The organism is Kribbella sp. NPDC050470 (assembly GCF_044458365.1).
GTDB lineage: Bacteria > Actinomycetota > Actinomycetes > Propionibacteriales > Kribbellaceae > Kribbella.
The window spans coordinates 357899-376161 of the sequence record NZ_JBITHV010000009.1; the positions used below are offsets into that span (position 1 = coordinate 357899).

An 18263-nucleotide genomic window follows, 5' to 3' on the forward strand; every position below is an offset into this window, starting at 1 on the left:
ACCTCGATTTGCGCGGCTACCGCCGCGCGATCGACGGCAAGGTGGTCGGGGCGAGCCGTCCGTCAGTCGACGCTGTCGCTGGACTGTGGTCGTTGTCTCGCACACGAACAGCCGGGATCGAGGCGTCACAGCTCGTGCCGCGTCAAGGAACGTTCGGGTCGTCACCGCTCTCCCGCGGAACGTGCTGGGGTTCGGTACCGCTCGACAGGACGTATACGCCCACTGCCGGCCGGTCCTCGCCTGAACCGGCCACCGAGCGGGCTGGAGGACCGGACACCTCCTGTCGAACTGCACCACCCGCCCGCCCTGTCCACCCACCACAGCACAGGCGCCGCGCCTGCCATCCAGCACCAGCCGTCCAGCACTCGCCACACGGCGCGGGCACTTCAGGGGAGAACCCCTGAAGTTGCCCCTTCTCCCGCGCAATGCGGGGAGAGAAGGGACAACTTGAAGGGATAACCAGTCATGTGACCGCGGGGGAGGGGTGCCGCGGATCGGGTTACACCCCGAACGTTTCTCGACGCGCTCGTCCGCGAGAGCTCCACGGTGATGGCAGTCCTGCTCTTGGTCATAGGCGTGGTCATGCTCGGCAAAGGCATCGAGAGCTTCTGACCGCGGACGTCACGCTTCGAAAACCGTCGGGCGGGAGCGGCGACTGACACCGGTCCACGGGATCGCGTGGGAATCCAATGCATGGGGTTGGCGGTGACGCGGGTTCGGGTGCGAGGCGACGACAGCAGTCCAGCGGCAGCGTTGACTGATCGCAGTCCGCGGGACCACCTCGTAGCCGAACGCGCGGCGGCAGCCGCGCAGATGGGGGTGCGAGGGAGCAGTCGGCGAGCACGCGACGTAGGAGCGGGCGTTGCGGGTGCGTGGGGGACACTTCGGGTGCGGTTGCGGGGGCGGCTTGGGGCGGATAGGACTGGAGGGCTGGTGTCTCCGCCGCCCTGGGAGATTGCACATGAAGCGTTTCGCCGTACTGCTGGTTCTTGCTCTTGTGGCCGCGTTGCCGGTGCCTGCTGAGGCGGTGAGCACGGGGTACGTGGCTGATGCCGCGACGAAGATTCATGTGATGGGGGAGTGGGCCCATCCGGATGACGACACGAGCATCATCGGGCCTTGTGGGGTGTGGCACCAGCGGTACGGCGTGAAGTGTGGCGTGATCATGGTGACGCGGGGCGAGGGTGGGGGGAACGCGGTCGGGACCGAGCTCGGGCCGGATCTCGGGCTGCGGCGGGAGAACGAGGACCGGGTGGCGCACTACCGGTCCGGGACCGTGGACATCTTCAACCTGGACCGGATCGACTTCTTCTACAACCAGAGTGCGCCGCTGACGCAGTACTTCTGGGACGAGGAGGAGACGCTGCGCCGGGTCACCCGGGTGATCCGGGAGACGCAGCCGGAGATCTACATCGGGTTCACGCCGACGCTCGCGGCGGGGCATGGGAACCACCAGCAGGCGGGGCGGCTGATCTGGGAGGGCGTGCTCGCGGCCGCCGACCCGACCAGGTTCCCCGAGCAGCTCGAGGGGCCGAACGCTCTCAGCACCTGGCAGGTCAAGAAGGTCTTCTCCGGCGGCAGTACGGCGGCAGTACGGCGGGAACCGGCGGTACGACGTCCGCCGCCAACTGCACCACCGGCTTCACCCCGAACGGGCTCGACACCGTCGCAGGCGTGTGGACGGGCTACGAGTCGCCGTACAAGTGGCCGGCCGGGAACCTGCAAGGTCAGCCGGCCGGCTCGGCCAAGATCTGGCAGCAGGTCGCGGACGAGGGGCGCGCGGCGTACCCGACGCAGAGCCGGGTGATGTTCAAGGGCACCTCGGCCCCGGCCTGCCCGCGGTTCGCGATGACCCAGTCGTTCGTGCCGTTCCAGCCGAACAGCAGTCCGTCGGCCGGCTCGGACGAAGCGATCCTCTTCGGCGCGACCAAGCCCGACCCCGGCGGGCTGCCGCTCGGCACGCTGCAGTACCTGACCTTCAGCCGCTTCTACAACATCGCCGGCGAGCCGTTCCAGGCCACTGTGCACCTCAAGGCGCCGAAGGGGAAGCTTGCCCCAGGCAACATAAACCTGACCGTCCCGCCGGGCTGGACCACGGACGGCCCCAAGCCGGTCCCGGCGCGCGCACAAGCCGACGTCACGTTCACAGTCACCCCGGCAGCGAACGCCCCGGTCGACCAGAACGCGAAGATCGCCGCGACCTACACCACCGCGAAGGCGACCGGCTACACCGACAATGTCGTACGCATCGTGGCCGCCGCCGAGGGCCGGTTCAAGCGCTGGGGCAACTGGCAGGAGTACGACGAGTGGCTGGCGACGACCGCCCCACAGGCCAACCGCCTCGGCCGCTCGTCGGCGATCCAGTCGATGGCGATCGGCAGCACGATCGACGTACCGGTCGTGGTCCACAACTGGTCGGCCCAGCCGCAGAGCGGTGCCGTGTCGCTGGACCTGCCCGCGAACTTCACCGTGGACGCGCCGTCCAAGCCGTACACCGTCCAACCCGGCGCCGACACCACCGTCACGTTCAAGCTCACCAACACCGACTCGGCACTGCCCGCGACTCAGAACGTCTCGATCCCGATCCGGACCGCCACCGGCAGCGAGACACTGACGCTGACTCTGGTGCCGACGACAACCATTCCGCAGGCGCAGCCGGTCGTCGACGGGAAGGCCGAGCCGGGCGAGTACCCGGGCCCGACCCTCGACCTCGGCCGGATCTGGCAGGGCGCGACCAACTGCACCGGCGTGGACGACTGCGGCGTTTCGTCAACAGGCGAAGGCAATACCGCCAAGGTGAGCTGGTCGGACGACGCGCTGTACTTCTTCATCCACGTCCGCGACGACTACCAGTCGTACGCCGTCACGCCGGCCGAGTGTGTCGGTCACTGGCAGGCGGACTCGGTCGAGATCCTGCTCGACCCGCGCGGAACCGCGTCCCAGGCGCTGATGGACACCGCCAACACGTTCAAGCTAGGCATCTTCCCGTTCAGCCAGAGCGGCGGACCGTGCTGGTCGAGGGACGCGGACAACCACCAGGGCTACTCCAGTGGTGACCTGGACACCGGGAACGCGCCCGGCGTCCAGGTCGCCTCGACGGCGCAGTGGGTGGGCAGCAACGAGACCACGGTCCCGCACGCGTACGCCGGTGGCGGCTACGACCTCGAGGTGAAGATCCCGCTGGCCACGCTGCCGGCCGCGGTCGACCCGTCCAGGTTGGGGCTCAACATCACGCCGTACGACAACGACGACACGTCAGCGGCCGGTGCGACGACGCTGCGGCACATCGACATGAGCACGCGACTCGGCTGGTCCGCACTCGGTTCCGTGCAGTCCGACCCGTACCGCTGGGGCCTCGCAACCCTGCCCGGCTACACCCCGCCCGCCGACCGGCCGACCACCCCGGCCCCGCCGAACGTCTCGAACCCGAACCTCAACGGCGCGCTCTCCCCGCAGACGATCGCCCAGTCCGCACGCAACGGCGTGCCGATCTCCGGCCGGGTCCCGGCGACCGACCTCAAGATCCTGTACGCCGACCTCGGCAAAGCCGGCGTGGACGTCTACACCCGGTCCACGGGCTCCGGCACGGCCCGGGCGTTCCTGACCACCGGCGCGATCGACGCCATCCCGGTCTGGACGACCAGCTGCTCGCCGGCCGCGGACCCGCCACCCGACTACGGTCTGACGCCCTGCGCAGTCACCGACGGCGGCACGCCGCCATGGTCGCCTGACATGAGCGGGCACGTGGTGAAGCAGGCGAGCAAGGACATCACCCGCGGCACGAGCCGCTGGTCCATCCCGCTCACCCCGGCCGAACACGGCAAGCTGGCCAAGGACGGTCGCCTGCTGATCTCCTACGAGACCCCGCAGAACACGGTCCAGGCCTTCGACCTCCGCCTCCGCTGAGCTTTGCGGAAGGAAGTAGTCGCCAGGCGGCCACTTTCTTCCGCAAACCCGGCTCAGCGGGCGCCGGTGAAGTCGAGGCCGTTGGGGCCGGTGCGGAGTTTGAGGCGATTGGCGTCGATCTCGTAGGTGACGTCGCCCTTGAGGCCGGTCAGCAGGGACTGCTCGAGCTTGCCGGCGTCGCCGGGGCAGGCGCGGCGGGTGGTGGCGATCTCGCCGAACGTCAGCTTGCCGGTCGCCTGGGCGACCTTGCCCTGGAGCTCGTTGCAGCCGGTCGAGCCGGTGACGCGTTCGCCGTTGATGGTGATCCACGCCTTCTCGGAGCCGACCTGGTGGGAGGCGGTGTCGTTGCTGACCACAGTCTCGAGCGACCACTTGGTGCCGTCGAGGGCGAGGTCCGGCTCGGCGGTCTCGCGGTCGGTCAGCGAGATCGTCGTACCGCCGGACGTCAGCGTCAGCCGCTCGCCCTCGAGCTTCCAGGCCGGGTCGGACGTCAGGATCGTCGACAGCCAGCCGTCCTGGCGGTGCCGGGGCTCGTCGCAGCCCATTGTGGTCGTGACGAGCTCCTTGTCGAGTGACAGCTTGCCGTCGCCGGTGTCGACCGCCGACTGCATGGAGTTACATCCGGCCTCCGCGATCAACCGGCCGTCGTCCGTGAAGTTGAGCCGGATCCGCGAGTTCGGGACCAGCTGTTTCGGCTTCCCGTCCTCGGTCACGGCGGCGGACAGAAAGGTCCTGCCCTCGAGCGACGCGCCGGTGGCACCACCGGTGCCGGACTCGTTTCCGCAGCCGGTCAGACCGAGCAGCAGGCCGGCTCCGGCGACCGTGATCATCCGCATCTTCACACCCTTAAGGACGCGGTCGAACAAGCGAGCGTTGCATATGCACTCTGCGTAAAATCGGGACCCCGGGGTTGGCGTTTCACATCACGGTTGGATAACGTCGGGCGCCGTACGCGCGAGAGCGAAACGAGAAGGACAGGGCCGGCGCCCCCTCGGCGCCCGGTCTGCCCGGATCGGTACGGCGTTTCGGGGACGTCGGCCGAACCTGGCCTCACTGGGGAAACCAACCGAAAAGCTGAGGGCCGCGCTGGAGTGCTGGGGCAGTCAGTGGGGCCCATCGAGCAGACGAGGAATGTTTCGCATGCCCCCCACCCGAACTGCCCGAAGCCGCATCGTCGTCCCGGCGGTGTTCCTTGCCATGGGCGCGCTTGTCGCAGCGCCCATCGCCGTTCAGGCGGCCAAGGACTCCCCTGTCGCCGCGACCACGACGAGCGCCGCGACGGACAGCACGGCTTCGACCCTCCCAAGCCTCGGACGCGTCGAGACCTGCGTCCTGGACTCCAACTCCGGTTGCACCGTGGTGCACGGCTTCCCCACGAAGCCGATCGCCATCACCGCGACCGCGGCCGGGCCGTCGATCCTGTCGATCGACCCGACCCAGACCAACGACAAGACGTACCGTCTCCGGGCGCTGAGCCGCAACGGCGACCGGTACCAGGCCGGCACCCGGCTGCGGTACACCGCGCACTACGACTTCGTCGAGGCGCCGCCGCAGCCGACCACCCCGACGCCGACCGCGACAGCGAGCCCGACGTCGACGCCGACCACGACGCCGACGGCGAGCCCGACCACCACCTCCACCCCGACCGCGACCCCGACCACGACGTCGACCCCGACGGCCACGGCGACTCCCACCACGACGTCGACCCCGACGTCGACGAGCAGCCCGTCGAAGAGCTGCACCAGCCCGGTGTGGACCACCACGTCGAGCAACAACCAGGGTGAGGGCCGGACCTTCGGCGCGTACTACGTCCACAACAACATGTGGAACAACGACAACGGCACCTACACGCTCGGCGCCTGCAGCTGGGACAACTGGTGGGTCGACGTGACCCAGCCGCTGCCCGGTGACAAGGGCGTCCAGGCGTACCCGAACGTGCACAAGGACTACGACGACGTCCCGCTGTCGAAGATCAAGTCGGCCAAGTTCGCCGCCACCACGCCGGCCAACTGCGCGAGCTGCATCTACAACGTCGCGTTCGACGCGTGGATCGGCGACGGCCTGAACAACGAGCTGATGATCTGGACCGACAACAAGGGCCAGGTCCCGGCCGGCCGCAAGGTGGGCACGGTGACCTTCGGCGGCTTCACCTACGACGTCTGGCACCAGGACGGCTACACGGCGTACGTGTCCCAGGTGACGCAGAAGTCCGGCACGATGCCGCTCGCCGACTTCTTCAACGACATGGTCAAGCGCGGCTGGGCCCCGAAGGCCACGACCTGGCAGGTCGACTACGGCGTCGAGGTGGTGTCCACCGGCAACACCAAGCAGCGCTTCAGCTTCACCGACTTCTCCATCCAGGAGAACTGACCCCTCACGCTCTCCCGCGAACCCTTGGCGGCCGCCGCAACACCTGTTGCGGCGGCCGCATTGCATAGGGTGGCCCGCGTGACCGGACTGGTGATCTTCGACAACGACGGCGTGCTGGTGGACTCCGAGCGGCTGGCCAACACGATCCTGGCCGAGCTGCTGACCGAGGCGGGCCTGCCGTACACGTTCGAGGAGACGGTCCGCGACTTCATGGGCGGCAGCATGGCCTCGATGCGGCTGAAGGCCGAGGCGCAGCTGGGTGGGCCGTTGCCGGCCGACCTGGAGGATCGCTACCACCAGCGGCTGTTCGACGGGTTCGCCAACCTGCAGGCGATCGCCGGCGTCGAAGCGGTGCTCGACCACCTGGACGCGGAAGGTGTCCGGTACTGCCTCGCGTCGTCCGGCACCCACCGCAGGATTCGTACGGCGCTCACCGCGGTCGGTTTCCTGGACCGCTTCGAGGGCAGGATCTTCAGCGCGGAGGACGTTGCCCACGGCAAGCCCGCGCCGGACCTGTTCCTGCACGCCGCGGGCTCGCTGGGCGTCAAACCCGGTGACTGCGTGGTCGTCGAGGACAGTCCGCTCGGCGTCGCCGCGGCCAACGCGGCCGGGATGAAGGTCTTCGGGTACGCCGGCATGACGGACCCGGCGAAGCTGTCCTCGGCGGACGCGGTTTTCCACGACATGGCCGCCCTGGCGGAACTGATCGACGGGGCCTGAGACACTGGAGGAGCTATGTCTACCCTCCAGTCACTTGGCGGCGAGCGCCCGGTCCGCGCCGAGGCGGTCGTCGACCTTGCCGCGATTCGTCACAACGTCACCACCCTGCGTGCCCGTGCCGAGGGCGCCCAGCTGATGACCGTGGTCAAGGCCGACGGCTACGGCCACGGCATGGTCCAGGTCGCAAAGGCCGCCCGCGAAGCCGGCGCCGCGTGGATCGGCGCGGCCGTGCTCGAGGAGGCGCTCGCGCTGCGTGACGCCGGCGACACCGGCCGGATCTTCTGCTGGCTGACCACGCCGGGCGAGCCGCTGTCCGATGCGATTGCGGCCGGCATCGACCTGTCCGCGGGCGCACCGTGGGAGATCGACGAGCTGGTCGCCGGCGTCGAGGACCACCCGGCCCGGGTCCACCTCAAGATCGACACCGGCATGAGCCGGGGCGGCGCCGTACCGGAGGAGTGGCCGGCGCTGATCCGCGCCGCGCTCGCCGCGGAGAAGGCCGGCCGGATCGAGATCGTCGGGATCTGGTCGCACCTGGCGTCGTCGGACGAGCCGAAGAGCCCGGCCAACGAGGCGCAGCTGGCCACGTTCACCGAGGCCGTCGAGATGGCCGAGGAGTTCGGCATCGACGCCGAGTTCAAGCACCTGGCCAACTCCGGCGCGACGCTGGCCCTGCCCGAGACCCATTTCAACCTGGTCCGGCCGGGTGTGGCGACGTACGGGCTCTCGCCGTTCGGGCACGCGCTGCCGTCGGCCGAGCTGGGGCTCATCCCGGCGATGACGCTGAAGGCCCGGCTCGCGATGGTGAAACGCGTCCCGGCCGGCGCCGGCGTCTCCTACGGCCTGACCTGGACCGCGCCGCGGCCGTCGACCCTCGGCCTGATCCCACTCGGGTACGGCGACGGCCTGCCGCGGCACGCCTCGAACGGCGGCCCGGTCCAGGCGCGCGGCGAACGCCGTACGATCGTCGGCCGGATCTGCATGGACCAGTGCGTGGTCAACCTCGAGGAGGACCAGGCGGACGCGGGGGACGAGGTGGTGCTGTTCGGCCCCGGGACCGCCGGCGAGCCGACCGCGGACGACTGGGCCGATGCGGCCGGGACCATCAACTACGAGATCGTCACCAGGCTGGGGCCCCGGATTCCACGCCGGTACGTCGACAGCGCCACCGCCCCGATCGAGAGGTAGACCGTGGTGTCCAAGGCAGGGCGGACCGCCGGTCTGATCGGAGCCGCGGTCGGAGTGCTGGCGGCCGGAGCTGCGGCCGGAGTCGCAGTGGAGCGGCAGGTCATCGGCCGCCGGTCGGGTCAGCGTGCTCAGCTCGAGGCCGAGCCGTTCGGCTCGCTGCGTGGCACGCCGTACGTGTTCACCGCCGACGACGGCGTCGAGCTGTACGTCGAGGTCGACGAGCTGAAGCGGTCCCGCCGGCCGGAGCCGCCACCGAAGCGCCGCTTCGGCAAGAAGCTGCCCTTGCCACCGGAAGACCTGACGGTGATCTTCGCCCACGGCTACGGGCTGAACATGGACTGCTGGCACTTCGAGCGCCGCGACCTGGCCGGCATCGGGACGATGGTGTTCTACGACCAGCGGTCGCACGGCCGGTCCGGGCGGTCGCCGAAGGAGAACGTCAGCATCGACCAGCTCGGCCGCGACCTGTACGGGATCTTCGAGGAGTTCGCGCCGACCGGCCCGGTGATCCTGATCGGCCACTCGATGGGCGGCATGTCGATCATGGCGCTGGCCGAGCAGCACCCGGAGCTGTTCGGCGACCGGATCATCGGCGTCGGCCTGTGCTCGACCAGCGCGGGCGCGCTGGACCGGGTCCCGATCGTGTTCCCGGGCAAGGTCGGCATGTTCGCCCGGGCGCTGGCCACCCCGACGGTCGCCGCGCTGGCCCGGATCCCGGACGTGGTCGAGCGCAGCCGGAAGGCCGGCACCGACATCAGCTACCTGCTGACCCGAAAGTACTCGTTCGGCTCCGAGGTGCCGCCGGCGTTCACCGAGTTCGTCAACGAGATGATCGCGGCGACGCCGATCTCGGTGATCGCGGAGTTCTACCCGATCTTCGCGCTGCACGACAAGTACCACGCCCTGGAGCCGTTGCAGAAGGTGGAGTGCGTCGTGATCGGCGGCGACAAGGACCACCTGACCCCGTTCGAGCACGCCGAGGAGATCGTCCGGCACGTGCCCGGCGCGGAGCTCGTCGAGGTGAAGAACTGTGGGCACCTGGGCCTGATCGAGCACCACCGTGAGTACACGGCCGCGCTCCTTGGCATGATCGAGCGAGCCGAACAATCCTTGGGACACACATGACCGACCTGCACGTCGTCGACGCGACCGCCGAGCACGCGAATGAGATCGTCGCGGTGATCCACCACGCGTTCTCCGCCCGCCGGGTGCTCGACCCGCCGTCGACCGCCCTGACCGAGAACGCGACGACCGTCATCGACGCGGTGAACAAGTACGGCGGCCTGCTGGTCCGGGTCAACGGCTCCCCGGCCGGCGCGGTGCTGTTCGAAGAGACCGGTGACGTCCTCAACCTGCGCCGCGTCTCGGTCGACCCGCGGCACCAGGCGCGCGGCGTCGCCTCGGCGATGGTCGGTTGCGCCGAGGAGGTCGCCGTACGGCGTGGGCTGAGCCGGGTGCAGCTGATCGCGCGAGTGGAATTGCCGGACACCGTGGAGTTCTGGCGCCGGCGCGGGTACTCGGTCGTCGAGCAGCACGACCACAACCTGATCTACGCGAAGGCGATGCCGGCCGAGCTGACCGTGCCGACGGCCGACGACATGCGGGCAATCGGCGAGGAGATCGCCGGCCAGCTGCGCGCGGGCGACGTGCTGGTGCTGTCCGGTGACCTGGGCGCGGGCAAGACGACGTTCACCCAGGGCCTCGGCGCCGGGCTGAGGGTGCGGGGTGACATCACGTCGCCGACATTCGTGATTTCGCGAGTGCACCCGTCGCTCGCGGGCGGGCCGGCGTTGGTGCATGTGGACGCTTACCGGCTGGGTGGGCTGGCCGAGCTGGACGATCTCGACCTCGACGCGAGCCTGGACGACGCGGTCACCGTGGTCGAGTGGGGTCATGGGCTGGCCGAGTCGCTGGCGCCGGACCGTCTGGACATCGTGGTGACCCGCGGCGACGACGACACCGACGAGACCCGGGAGATCCGCGTCACCCCGGTAGGCCCCCGCTGGGCCGCGTCCGGCCTTCGCGTGTCTGTACTGGAGAAGAACTGATGTTGCTTGCTTTCGACACCTCTAGTGCTGCGGTCACTGTTGCGCTGGCCGATCCGGTCAGCGGCGAGATCCTGGCGTCGTCCACGACCGTCGACGCGCTGCGGCACGGTGAGCTGCTCGCGCCCGCGATCGCCACATGCCTGGAGACCGCGGGCTGCTCGGTGCGCGACCTGACCCGGATCGCCGTCGGTGTGGGACCGGGGCCGTTCACCGGGCTGCGGGTCGGTCTGGTGACCGCTCGGACGATGGCCGACGTACTCGGGATCGAGGTCGCCGGCGTGTGCAGCCTCGACATCCTGGCCCGGCAGACCGACCTCATGCTGCCCGTGGCCGTCGCGACGGACGCGCGACGCAAGGAGATCTACTGGGCCCTGTACGACGGTCCGGCCGCGGACGGCAGCCGTCGTCGGCTGGAAGGGCCGGCTGTGGACAAGCCGGCCGACGTGGCGCACATCTTGTCCGGCCTGCCGGTGATCGGGCGCGGCGCGGTCCTGTACGCCGATGCGCTCGGGGTCGCGGATGTCGCGGTCGTCGAGTACCCGTCGGCCGAGGTGCTGGCGACCGGCGTCGCGACCGGGACGCTCGACGTCGTCGGACCGGAGCCGCTGTACCTGCGCCGCCCGGACGTCACGCTGTCGGGCGGACCGAAGAGCGTGCTGCCGAAGTGAGACCCGCCATTCGACCGGCGACCGCGGACGACCTGCCCGCACTGGTCGCGCTGGACGAGGTGTGCTTCGGGTCGGAGGCGTGGAGTACGGTCTCGTGGACGGGCGAGTTCGAGCGGCGGTCCGAGGACCGGGTGATCCTGGTCGCGGACGAAGGAGCCGTCGTCGGGTACGTCGTACTGCTGGTGCCGCCGGTGGCGCTGGACGTGGTCGAGTTGCTACGGATCGCGGTGACGCCGGCCGAGCGCCGTGCCGGGATCGGCGGACAGTTGATGACGGCGGCGCTGGCGCAGTGCAGCGGGCGGACGGTCTTGCTGGAAGTTGCTGCGAGCAACGAGTCGGCGGTCGGGCTGTACGCCGGGTTCGGGTTCGAGGAGATCAGCCGGCGGCGCGGGTACTACGCCGGCGGCGAGGATGCGGTGATCATGCGGTGGCGGGAGGATGCGTGAACGAGCGCAGCGAGCGAACAAAAAGTAGAGCAACGCGTGTTGGTTACACCGGAGCCGAGCGAAGCGAGGTGGAGGTGTGACCAACAGCGAGCCCCTGATCCTGGGGATCGAGACGTCGTGTGACGAGACCGGGGTCGGGGTCGTCCGGGGGCAGACGCTGCTCGCCGACGCGATCGCGTCCAGTGTCGAGGAGCACGCCCGGTTCGGCGGCGTCGTGCCGGAGGTCGCCAGTCGTGCGCACCTGGAGGCGATGGTCCCGACGATCCGGCGCGCCTGCGAGACCGCCGGCATCAAGCCGACCGACGTCGACGCGGTCGCCGTCACCAGCGGGCCCGGTCTGGCCGGCGCGCTGCTGGTCGGTGTCGCCGCGGCCAAGGGGCTGGCGTTGTCGCTCGACAAGCCTCTGTACGGCGTGAACCACCTCGCGGCCCATGTCGCCGTCGACACGTTGGAGCACGGCGACCTGCCGAAGGGCTGTGTCGCGATGCTCGTGTCCGGCGGGCACTCGTCGCTGCTCGCGGTCGAGGACATCACCGAGGGGGTGGTGCCGATGGGCAGCACCATCGACGACGCTGCGGGGGAGGCCTTCGACAAGGTCGCGCGCGTGCTCGGGCTGCCGTTCCCTGGCGGTCCATATGTCGACAAAGCGGCCCGTGACGGTGGTGACCGGCTGTACGTCACGTTCCCGCGCGGGCTGACGTCGCAGCGGGACCTGGAGCGGCACCGGTTCGACTTCTCCTTCTCCGGCTTGAAGACTGCCGTGGCGCGGTGGGTCGAGGCCCGGCGTCGCGATGGCGAGGACGTGCCGGTGAACCACGTGGCCGCGGCGTTCCAGGAAGCGGTCTGCGACGTGCTCACCCGGAAGGCGATCGACGCGTGCAAGGACCGCGGCTTCGAGCACCTGCTGATCGGTGGCGGGGTCGCGGCGAACTCACGGCTGCGCGCGATGGCGGAAGAACGCTGCGCCGAGGCCGGCATCGCCGTACGGGTGCCGCGGCCCGGGTTGTGCACCGACAACGGCGCGATGGTGGCGGCGCTCGGTTCGGAGTTGGTCCGGGCCGGGAAGGCGCCGTCGCCGCTCGGGTTGCCGGCCGACTCGTCGATGCCGATCACCGAGGTGCTGAACAAGTGAAGTGGACCGGGCCGGACGGCTTCGAGGCGGACGACTCCACCGAGCGCGTCGACGTCGACGTGGTGCATGGATTCCTCAGTACGTCGTACTGGGCGGAGGGGATCCCGCGGGAGGTCGTGGCGCGCTCGATCGCGGGCAGCCTGAATCTCGGGGTGTACGACGCGGACGGGGCGATGGTTGCGTTCGCGCGGATGGTGACGGACCGGGCGACGTTCGCTTGGCTGGCCGACGTGTTCGTGGTGCCGGAGCAGCGTGGGCATGGGCTCGGCAGGTTCGTCGTGTCGACGTTGCTCGAGCATCCGGACCTCAAGGGGGTCCGGCGGGTCATGCTGGCGACCGCGGATGCGCATGAGCGCTACCGCAGCTACGGCTTCGGTGATCTCGAGGACCCGAGCCGGATGATGATCATCCGGCGGGATGCGGCCGAGCTGTACGGCACGGCTTGAGTCCTGCTGCGGCGCGGGATTCTGCTGCAGCGCGGGGAAGGGCGCGGCAGAGACCTGGGGCTGGTGCGCCGCTCGATCCCCAGGTGAACGGCCAGCGGCAAACCGGTTCTGCCCCTGACCCTGCCCGACCCAGGTGAACGCACGACTTCACCAACGTGACGGCTTAGTGGCGGGCCTCCGGGAGGCTGCAGCAGCAGACGCAGCACCTCGCCCACCGGAAGCCGCCCGAAGGCCCGCACGTAAGATCGATCATATGTTCGACTGTGCTCAGAACGCAACTCGCCGGGTGTCTTACCGGGTGACCCGGTCGAGGAAGGTGAACAGCGCCTGTTTCGCGACGGTGGCCTCCGTGCCGTCCAGGAGCTCGACACCGTGCGCGGTAGAGCCGGTGACCACGACCAGCTTCTTGTCCTTGGCGGGTACGGCGGCGAAATCCTTGCGCACTTCGGCGACCGGCAGGCTGTCCCCGTCGCCGGCCAGGTACAGCGACGGAACCCGGAGCTTCGCGGCCAGCGGCGTGGTCGGCAGCCGATGCTCCACGTCGTACCAGGATGCGCAGCTCAACACCGCGACGCCGGAGACCGCCGGGGTGATCATGGAGCCGCCGATCATGGATATGCAGCCGCCGATCGAGCCGCCGGCCAGCACGACCTTGGTCGCGCCGGCGGCCCGGACCTGGTCCACGACGGCCTGCAGCTCCTTGACCCGATCCAGGCCGGTGAGGGTGCCGTACTCCCAGAGTGCGACCCGGTAGCCACGGGCGACCAGCTCGGTCGCGACACCGGACCAGTCGCACGGCGAACCGCCCCACTCGTAGGACAACACGACGGCCCGACTGGCGTCACCCAGCTGCACGCCGCTGACCGTGGCGCCGCCGGCAACCGGCGCGGTGAACGCCTTCGCGTCCGCGGACGGGCATGCGGCCATCATCCCGACCGGGGCGGACGTCGTCGGCGAGCTCGGTGGCGGCGCGGCTGGATCGGACCCGGACCCGGACCCGCATCCGGCCAGGCCGAATGCGAGGACGACGAAGAGGACCGCCGACCGACCGGCGTTCAGCATGGCCACCTCCAAGGGCGTCCCGGCAGATTATCCAGGCCACCCTGCTGTGGCGCTGGGAGCGACTCGGCGGCAGGAGAAGGTAATCGCGTCGCGGTCGATGCGGGTGATGATCAGGGTTGCCGAGCCGGAGCCCTTCGGCGCGAGCTTCCTCCGCAGCTGGGCGGGGTCGAGGTCGACGCCGCGCTTCTTGATCTCGAGCGTGCCGATGTCATGGCTGCGGACCCAGGAACGCAGCGCCTTCTCCTTGTAGGGCAGCTCTTCCAGAACCTCGTACGCCGACGCGAGTGCAGTCGACACCAGGGCGTCGGCGGTGACGTAGGCGATCCGGGGGTCCAGCAACCAGCCGTCTACTGCGGCGGCCACTGCAGTCACCAGGCCGGCACGCACCACAGCGCCGTCGGGTTCGTAGATGTACTGACCCACTGGACCGCTGTCGGCTTCGGGGGCGTCGGTGACGGTCGCGCCGCTGGGTAGAAGCGTTGCCCGACGAGTGATGCCGGCGTACAGATGACCGGACCACAGTGCTGCCTCCTTCACTTCGCCGGCGTCGCTGACCCACTCGGCCTCCACACCATCCGGTACGGCGTCATGCGGGATGCCGGGCGCGACCTTCACGCAGGCCGTGCGGTTGAGGAGCCCCGTGACGAAGGACCACGGTGGCGAGTAGGCGTTGTGGTCGAACACGCGCCGCCCGTCCGCCCGCCGCGCCGGGTCCGCGAACACCACGTCGTACGGCGCGAGGTCGAAGGACTCGGCGTCTCCGACGATGACCTCGCCGGGCAGTCCGAGTGCTGCCAGGTTGGCGCGGGCGGCGTCGGCGGTGGCTGGGTCGCGCTCGACTCCGGTGACCCGTAGGCCCGCGCGTGCGGCGCTGATGAGGTCGCCGCCGATGCCGCAGCCCAGATCGACCACGCTGCTGCCGGGCATTGTCGTTGCGATGCGCTGCGCCCTGTGCGCGCCGACAGTACTGCGGGTCGCCTGCTCCAGGCCGTCTGGCGTGAAGTACATCCTGGCCGCGTCGCTGTCGAACTTGGAGACCGCCCGGTGGCGTAGCGCGGCCTGCGTGACTGCGGCACTCACGAGCGTGGCGTCGTACTGCCGGCGGAGCTTCTCGACGAGCTGGAGCTCGCGGCCCGGCTGGAAGTTCGTGCACGCCTCGGCCAGCAGTTCGGCGCCGGCGCCGTCCAGCAAGGCAGTGACTGTCACCCCGTCACTTTAGAGGGGGCTCGAGCAGCCCTTGCTCCAGCTTCGGGTGGACATCGAGTAGAGGCGCCAGTTCATGGCTGAGCGGGTCTTCGGGCCGTAGATGCCGTCCGCGACGAGCTTGTGCTTGCGCTGGACCATCCGGACCACTGCGCGGGTGTTGCTGCCGTAGATGCCGTCGACGGCGAGCTTGGTGCCGTAGCAGAAGTTCAGGTTGCGCTGGAGCACGCGGATCGCGGTGTCCGGGTCGCCGAACACTGTGGAGCCGCGGTGCGGGTCGTCGCCGTACATCAGGTTGCAGTAGGTGCTGGAGGCGCCGTACACGGACGGCATCGGGATGCCCCAGGTCCGATTGACCGGCACGAGCATGGCCGACCGGCACTGCGGCAGTGCAGCAGCCGCAGCAGCGGCTCTGGTGCTGGCAGTGTCCGCGGCCGGGGCCTGCTCGGGCGGTGCGACGGCTGGTGCGTCCGCACCGGGCGCTGCAGTGGGCTGGTCCTTCGATGCGCCCGCGGCGACGGCGCCGACCGCGAGCGCGCCGGCCGCGGCCAGGACCGCGACAGTGCGGCCGGACAGTTTGGGCAGAGAGGGAAAGCTGAGGGCCATGGTCTCTCCTCGGGCACCCGGTCCCGGAGCGGCCGGGACGCCGTACAGACAGAACGGTCCCACGCCGACCCCGGGTTGGCCCAGCACTCGACCACATTCCGCAGCGGCTCGATCACAGTACGCCGGTCAGAGCTGATGCGGGTCGTGGTTTCGCCGTCGGCGTGATCCTGGCACTCGAGTTGACCGAGTGCTAAAGGCGGCCTAGATTCGGTATTGGCACTCTCCGGTGGAGGGTGCCAGCGGTCCGGCCCTTGACCCCCGCGACGGCAGGGGAGCGCGACCATCGCAGAACCACAGACAAGCGAATCGACCGTGGAGGTCAGCAAGTGTCGGTCACGATCAAGCCGCTCGAGGACCGCGTCCTCGTCGCGCCGCTCGAAGCCGAGCAGACCACGAAGTCCGGCCTGGTGATCCCGGACACCGCCAAGGAGAAGCCGCAGGAGGGCGAGATCCTCGCCGTCGGTCCGGGCCGGATCGACGACAACGGCAACCGCGTCCCGCTGGACGTCGCCGTCGGCGACAAGGTCATCTACTCCAAGTACGGCGGCACCGAGGTCAAGTACGACGGCCAGGACTACCTGATCCTGGGCGCCCGCGACATCCTCGCAGTCGTCAGCAAGTGACGACTGCTCGCTGTTCCTGACTGACACCGCCCTGGTGCCGTACCGGCGCCGGGGCGGAGTCGGTCTGGGCCCCCGGCCGGGGTGATGGGCGGGGGAGTTGGGCGCAGCGCTCGTACTGCTGTCACGAAGAGCGAATTTCAGAGAGGGACTGGATTTTTCATGCCGAAGATCCTCGAGTTCGACGAGAACGCGCGGCGCGCCCTGGAGCGCGGCGTCGACAAGCTCGCGAACACGGTGAAGGTGACGCTGGGGCCGAAGGGCCGCTACGTCGTCCTGGACAAGAAGTGGGGCGCCCCGACCATCACCAACGACGGTGTCACCGTCGCCCGTGAGGTCGAGCTGGACGACCCGTTCGAGAACCTTGGTGCGCAGCTGACCAAGGAGGTCGCCACCAAGACCAACGACATCGCCGGTGACGGCACCACCACCGCGACGGTGCTGGCGCAGGCGCTGGTGCACGAGGGCCTGCGGGCGGTCGCCGCCGGCGCCAACCCGATGGGCCTCAAGCGCGGTATCGAGGCGGCCGTCGAGGCTGTCTCGGCCAAGCTGGTCGACACCGCCCGCGCGGTGGACGACAAGGGCGACATGGCGCACGTCGCCACCATCTCCGCCCGGGACGCCGAGATCGGCGCCCTGATTGCGGACGCCTTCGACAAGGTCGGCAAGGACGGTGTGATCACCGTCGAGGAGTCGAACACCTTCGGCACCGAGCTCGAGTTCACCGAGGGCATGCAGTTCGACAAGGGCTACATCTCGCCGTACTTCATCACCGACGCCGAAGCCGGCGAGGCGGTGCTGGAGGACCCGTACATCCTGATCCACCAGGGCAAGATCTCCGCGATCGCGGACCTGCTGCCGCTGCTGGAGAAGGTCGTGCAGTCCGGCAAGTCGCTGCTGATCATCGCCGAGGACGTCGAGGCCGAGGCGCTGTCCACCCTGGTGGTCAACAAGATCCGCGGCAACTTCACCTCGGTGTCGGTCAAGGCGCCGGGCTTCGGTGACCGCCGCAAGGCGATGCTGGAGGACCTGGCCGCGCTGACCGGCGCGCAGGTGGTCGCTCCCGAGGTCGGCCTCAAGCTGGACCAGGTCGGTCTGGAGGTGCTCGGCACTGCTCGCCGGATCGTCGTCACCAAGGACAACACCACCGTCGTCGAGGGCGCCGGCGAGGCCGACGCGATCGAGGCCCGGGTCAACCAGATCAAGGCCGAGATCGAGCGCACCGACTCCGACTGGGACCGCGAGAAGCTGCAGGAGCGGCTGGCCAAGCTGGCCGGTGGCGTCTGCGTGATCAAGGTCGGCGCGGCCACCGAGGTCGAGCTCAAGGAGAAGAAGCACCGGATCGAGGACGCGGTGTCCGCGACCCGGGCCGCGATCGAGGAGGGCATCGTCGCCGGTGGCGGCTCCGCGCTCGTGCACGCGGCGACCGTGCTGGACAACGGCCTGGACCTCGAAGGTGACGAGGCCACCGGTGTCCGGATCGTCCGCAAGTCGATCGTCGAGCCGCTGCGCTGGATCGCCGAGAACGGCGGTTACGAGGGCTACGTGGTGACGTCGAAGGTGGCCGAGCTCGAGTCCGGCAGCGGCTTCAACGCCGCCACCGGCGAGTACGGCGACCTGCTGGCCCAGGGCGTGCTGGACCCGGTCAAGGTGACCCGGTCCGCGCTCGCCAACGCCGGCTCGATCGCCGCGCTGCTGCTGACCACCGAGACGCTGGTGGTCGACAAGCCCGAGGAAGAGGAGCCCGCCGCCGCCGGTCACGGCCACGGCCACGGTCACTGATCCTCAGGTCGAACGACAACCGCCCGGCTGGTCCACGGACCAGCCGGGCGGTTCGTCTTTGCCGGT

General features: G+C 69.6%; 17 protein-coding genes. 13 read left to right on the plus strand and 4 right to left on the minus strand.

Features of this window, described 5'->3' with window-relative positions:
- Window positions 1-961: 961 nt before the first annotated feature.
- A complete protein-coding gene (locus ACIBGM_RS28545) occupies window positions 962-1807 on the plus strand; it encodes a PIG-L family deacetylase (RefSeq protein ID WP_396387249.1) in 846 nt (281 codons plus the stop codon).
- 560 nt (window positions 1808-2367) lie between these two features.
- A complete protein-coding gene (locus ACIBGM_RS28550; protein ID WP_396387332.1) occupies window positions 2368-3906 on the plus strand; it encodes a sugar-binding protein in 1539 nt (512 codons plus the stop codon).
- Between the two features lie 53 nt (window positions 3907-3959).
- On the opposite strand, the gene ACIBGM_RS28555 is transcribed toward ACIBGM_RS28550, so the two are convergent.
- Window positions 3960-4742 (minus strand): META domain-containing protein, encoded by a 783-nt coding sequence (locus ACIBGM_RS28555; protein WP_396387250.1) that lies wholly within the window; start codon window positions 4740-4742, stop codon window positions 3960-3962.
- A 304-nt stretch (window positions 4743-5046) separates the two neighbouring features.
- On the opposite strand from ACIBGM_RS28555, the gene ACIBGM_RS28560 reads away from it, so the two are divergent.
- The 9 genes from ACIBGM_RS28560 (at window position 5047) to ACIBGM_RS28600 (ending at window position 12924) form a co-directional block, all read left to right on the plus strand.
- Window positions 5047-6276 (plus strand): hypothetical protein, encoded by a 1230-nt coding sequence (locus ACIBGM_RS28560; protein WP_396387251.1) that lies wholly within the window; start codon window positions 5047-5049, stop codon window positions 6274-6276.
- Between the two features lie 78 nt (window positions 6277-6354).
- Window positions 6355-6996 (plus strand): HAD family hydrolase, encoded by a 642-nt coding sequence (locus ACIBGM_RS28565; protein WP_396387252.1) that lies wholly within the window; start codon window positions 6355-6357, stop codon window positions 6994-6996.
- Window positions 6997-7011: 15 nt separating this feature from the next.
- Window positions 7012-8184 carry an alanine racemase gene (gene alr / locus ACIBGM_RS28570; protein ID WP_396387253.1) on the plus strand — a complete coding sequence of 391 codons (1173 nt, stop codon included), beginning with the start codon at window positions 7012-7014 and terminating at the stop codon, window positions 8182-8184.
- 6 nt (window positions 8185-8190) lie between these two features.
- Window positions 8191-9309: an alpha/beta hydrolase gene (locus tag ACIBGM_RS28575; RefSeq protein WP_360530624.1), complete on the plus strand. Its 1119-nt coding sequence runs from the start codon at window positions 8191-8193 to the stop codon at window positions 9307-9309.
- A complete protein-coding gene (gene tsaE / locus ACIBGM_RS28580) occupies window positions 9306-10232 on the plus strand; it encodes a tRNA (adenosine(37)-N6)-threonylcarbamoyltransferase complex ATPase subunit type 1 TsaE (protein ID WP_396387254.1) in 927 nt (308 codons plus the stop codon). The genes ACIBGM_RS28575 and tsaE overlap by 4 nt, the downstream gene beginning before the upstream one ends.
- Window positions 10232-10900, plus strand: a complete 669-nt coding sequence (gene tsaB, locus ACIBGM_RS28585; protein WP_396387255.1) for a tRNA (adenosine(37)-N6)-threonylcarbamoyltransferase complex dimerization subunit type 1 TsaB — start codon at window positions 10232-10234, stop codon at window positions 10898-10900. The genes tsaE and tsaB overlap by 1 nt, the downstream gene beginning before the upstream one ends.
- The gene (locus tag ACIBGM_RS28590) at window positions 10897-11346 is read left to right on the plus strand and encodes a GNAT family N-acetyltransferase (protein ID WP_396387256.1); all 450 of its coding nucleotides are present in this window, start codon (window positions 10897-10899) and stop codon (window positions 11344-11346) included. Before tsaB ends, ACIBGM_RS28590 begins: the two co-directional genes overlap by 4 nt.
- Window positions 11347-11422: 76 nt before the next feature.
- Window positions 11423-12478 carry a tRNA (adenosine(37)-N6)-threonylcarbamoyltransferase complex transferase subunit TsaD gene (tsaD, locus tag ACIBGM_RS28595; protein ID WP_396387257.1) on the plus strand — a complete coding sequence of 352 codons (1056 nt, stop codon included), beginning with the start codon at window positions 11423-11425 and terminating at the stop codon, window positions 12476-12478.
- Window positions 12475-12924, plus strand: coding sequence for a GNAT family N-acetyltransferase (locus tag ACIBGM_RS28600; protein ID WP_396387258.1), 450 nt, complete (start codon window positions 12475-12477; stop codon window positions 12922-12924). The genes tsaD and ACIBGM_RS28600 overlap by 4 nt, the downstream gene beginning before the upstream one ends.
- Before the next feature lie 291 nt (window positions 12925-13215).
- Here the strand turns inward: ACIBGM_RS28600 and ACIBGM_RS28605 are convergent, their stop codons facing one another.
- From ACIBGM_RS28605 to ACIBGM_RS28615, 3 genes are read right to left on the minus strand one after another with little or no spacing between them, the layout of a single operon-like run.
- Window positions 13216-13986, minus strand: coding sequence for an alpha/beta hydrolase (locus ACIBGM_RS28605; protein WP_396387259.1), 771 nt, complete (start codon window positions 13984-13986; stop codon window positions 13216-13218).
- Between the two features lie 27 nt (window positions 13987-14013).
- Window positions 14014-15192, minus strand: coding sequence for a methyltransferase domain-containing protein (locus tag ACIBGM_RS28610; RefSeq protein ID WP_396387260.1), 1179 nt, complete (start codon window positions 15190-15192; stop codon window positions 14014-14016).
- Between the two features lie 9 nt (window positions 15193-15201).
- Entirely contained in the window at window positions 15202-15795 is a 594-nt protein-coding gene (locus tag ACIBGM_RS28615; RefSeq protein WP_396387261.1) for a peptidoglycan-binding protein, read from the minus strand.
- Between the two features lie 326 nt (window positions 15796-16121).
- On the opposite strand from ACIBGM_RS28615, the gene groES reads away from it, so the two are divergent.
- Both groES and groL read left to right on the plus strand, forming a co-directional pair.
- A complete protein-coding gene (gene groES / locus ACIBGM_RS28620; RefSeq protein ID WP_130384566.1) occupies window positions 16122-16418 on the plus strand; it encodes a co-chaperone GroES in 297 nt (98 codons plus the stop codon).
- Between the two features lie 159 nt (window positions 16419-16577).
- A complete protein-coding gene (groL, locus tag ACIBGM_RS28625; protein ID WP_360530651.1) occupies window positions 16578-18197 on the plus strand; it encodes a chaperonin GroEL in 1620 nt (539 codons plus the stop codon).
- The last annotated feature ends 66 nt before the right edge of the window (window positions 18198-18263 follow it).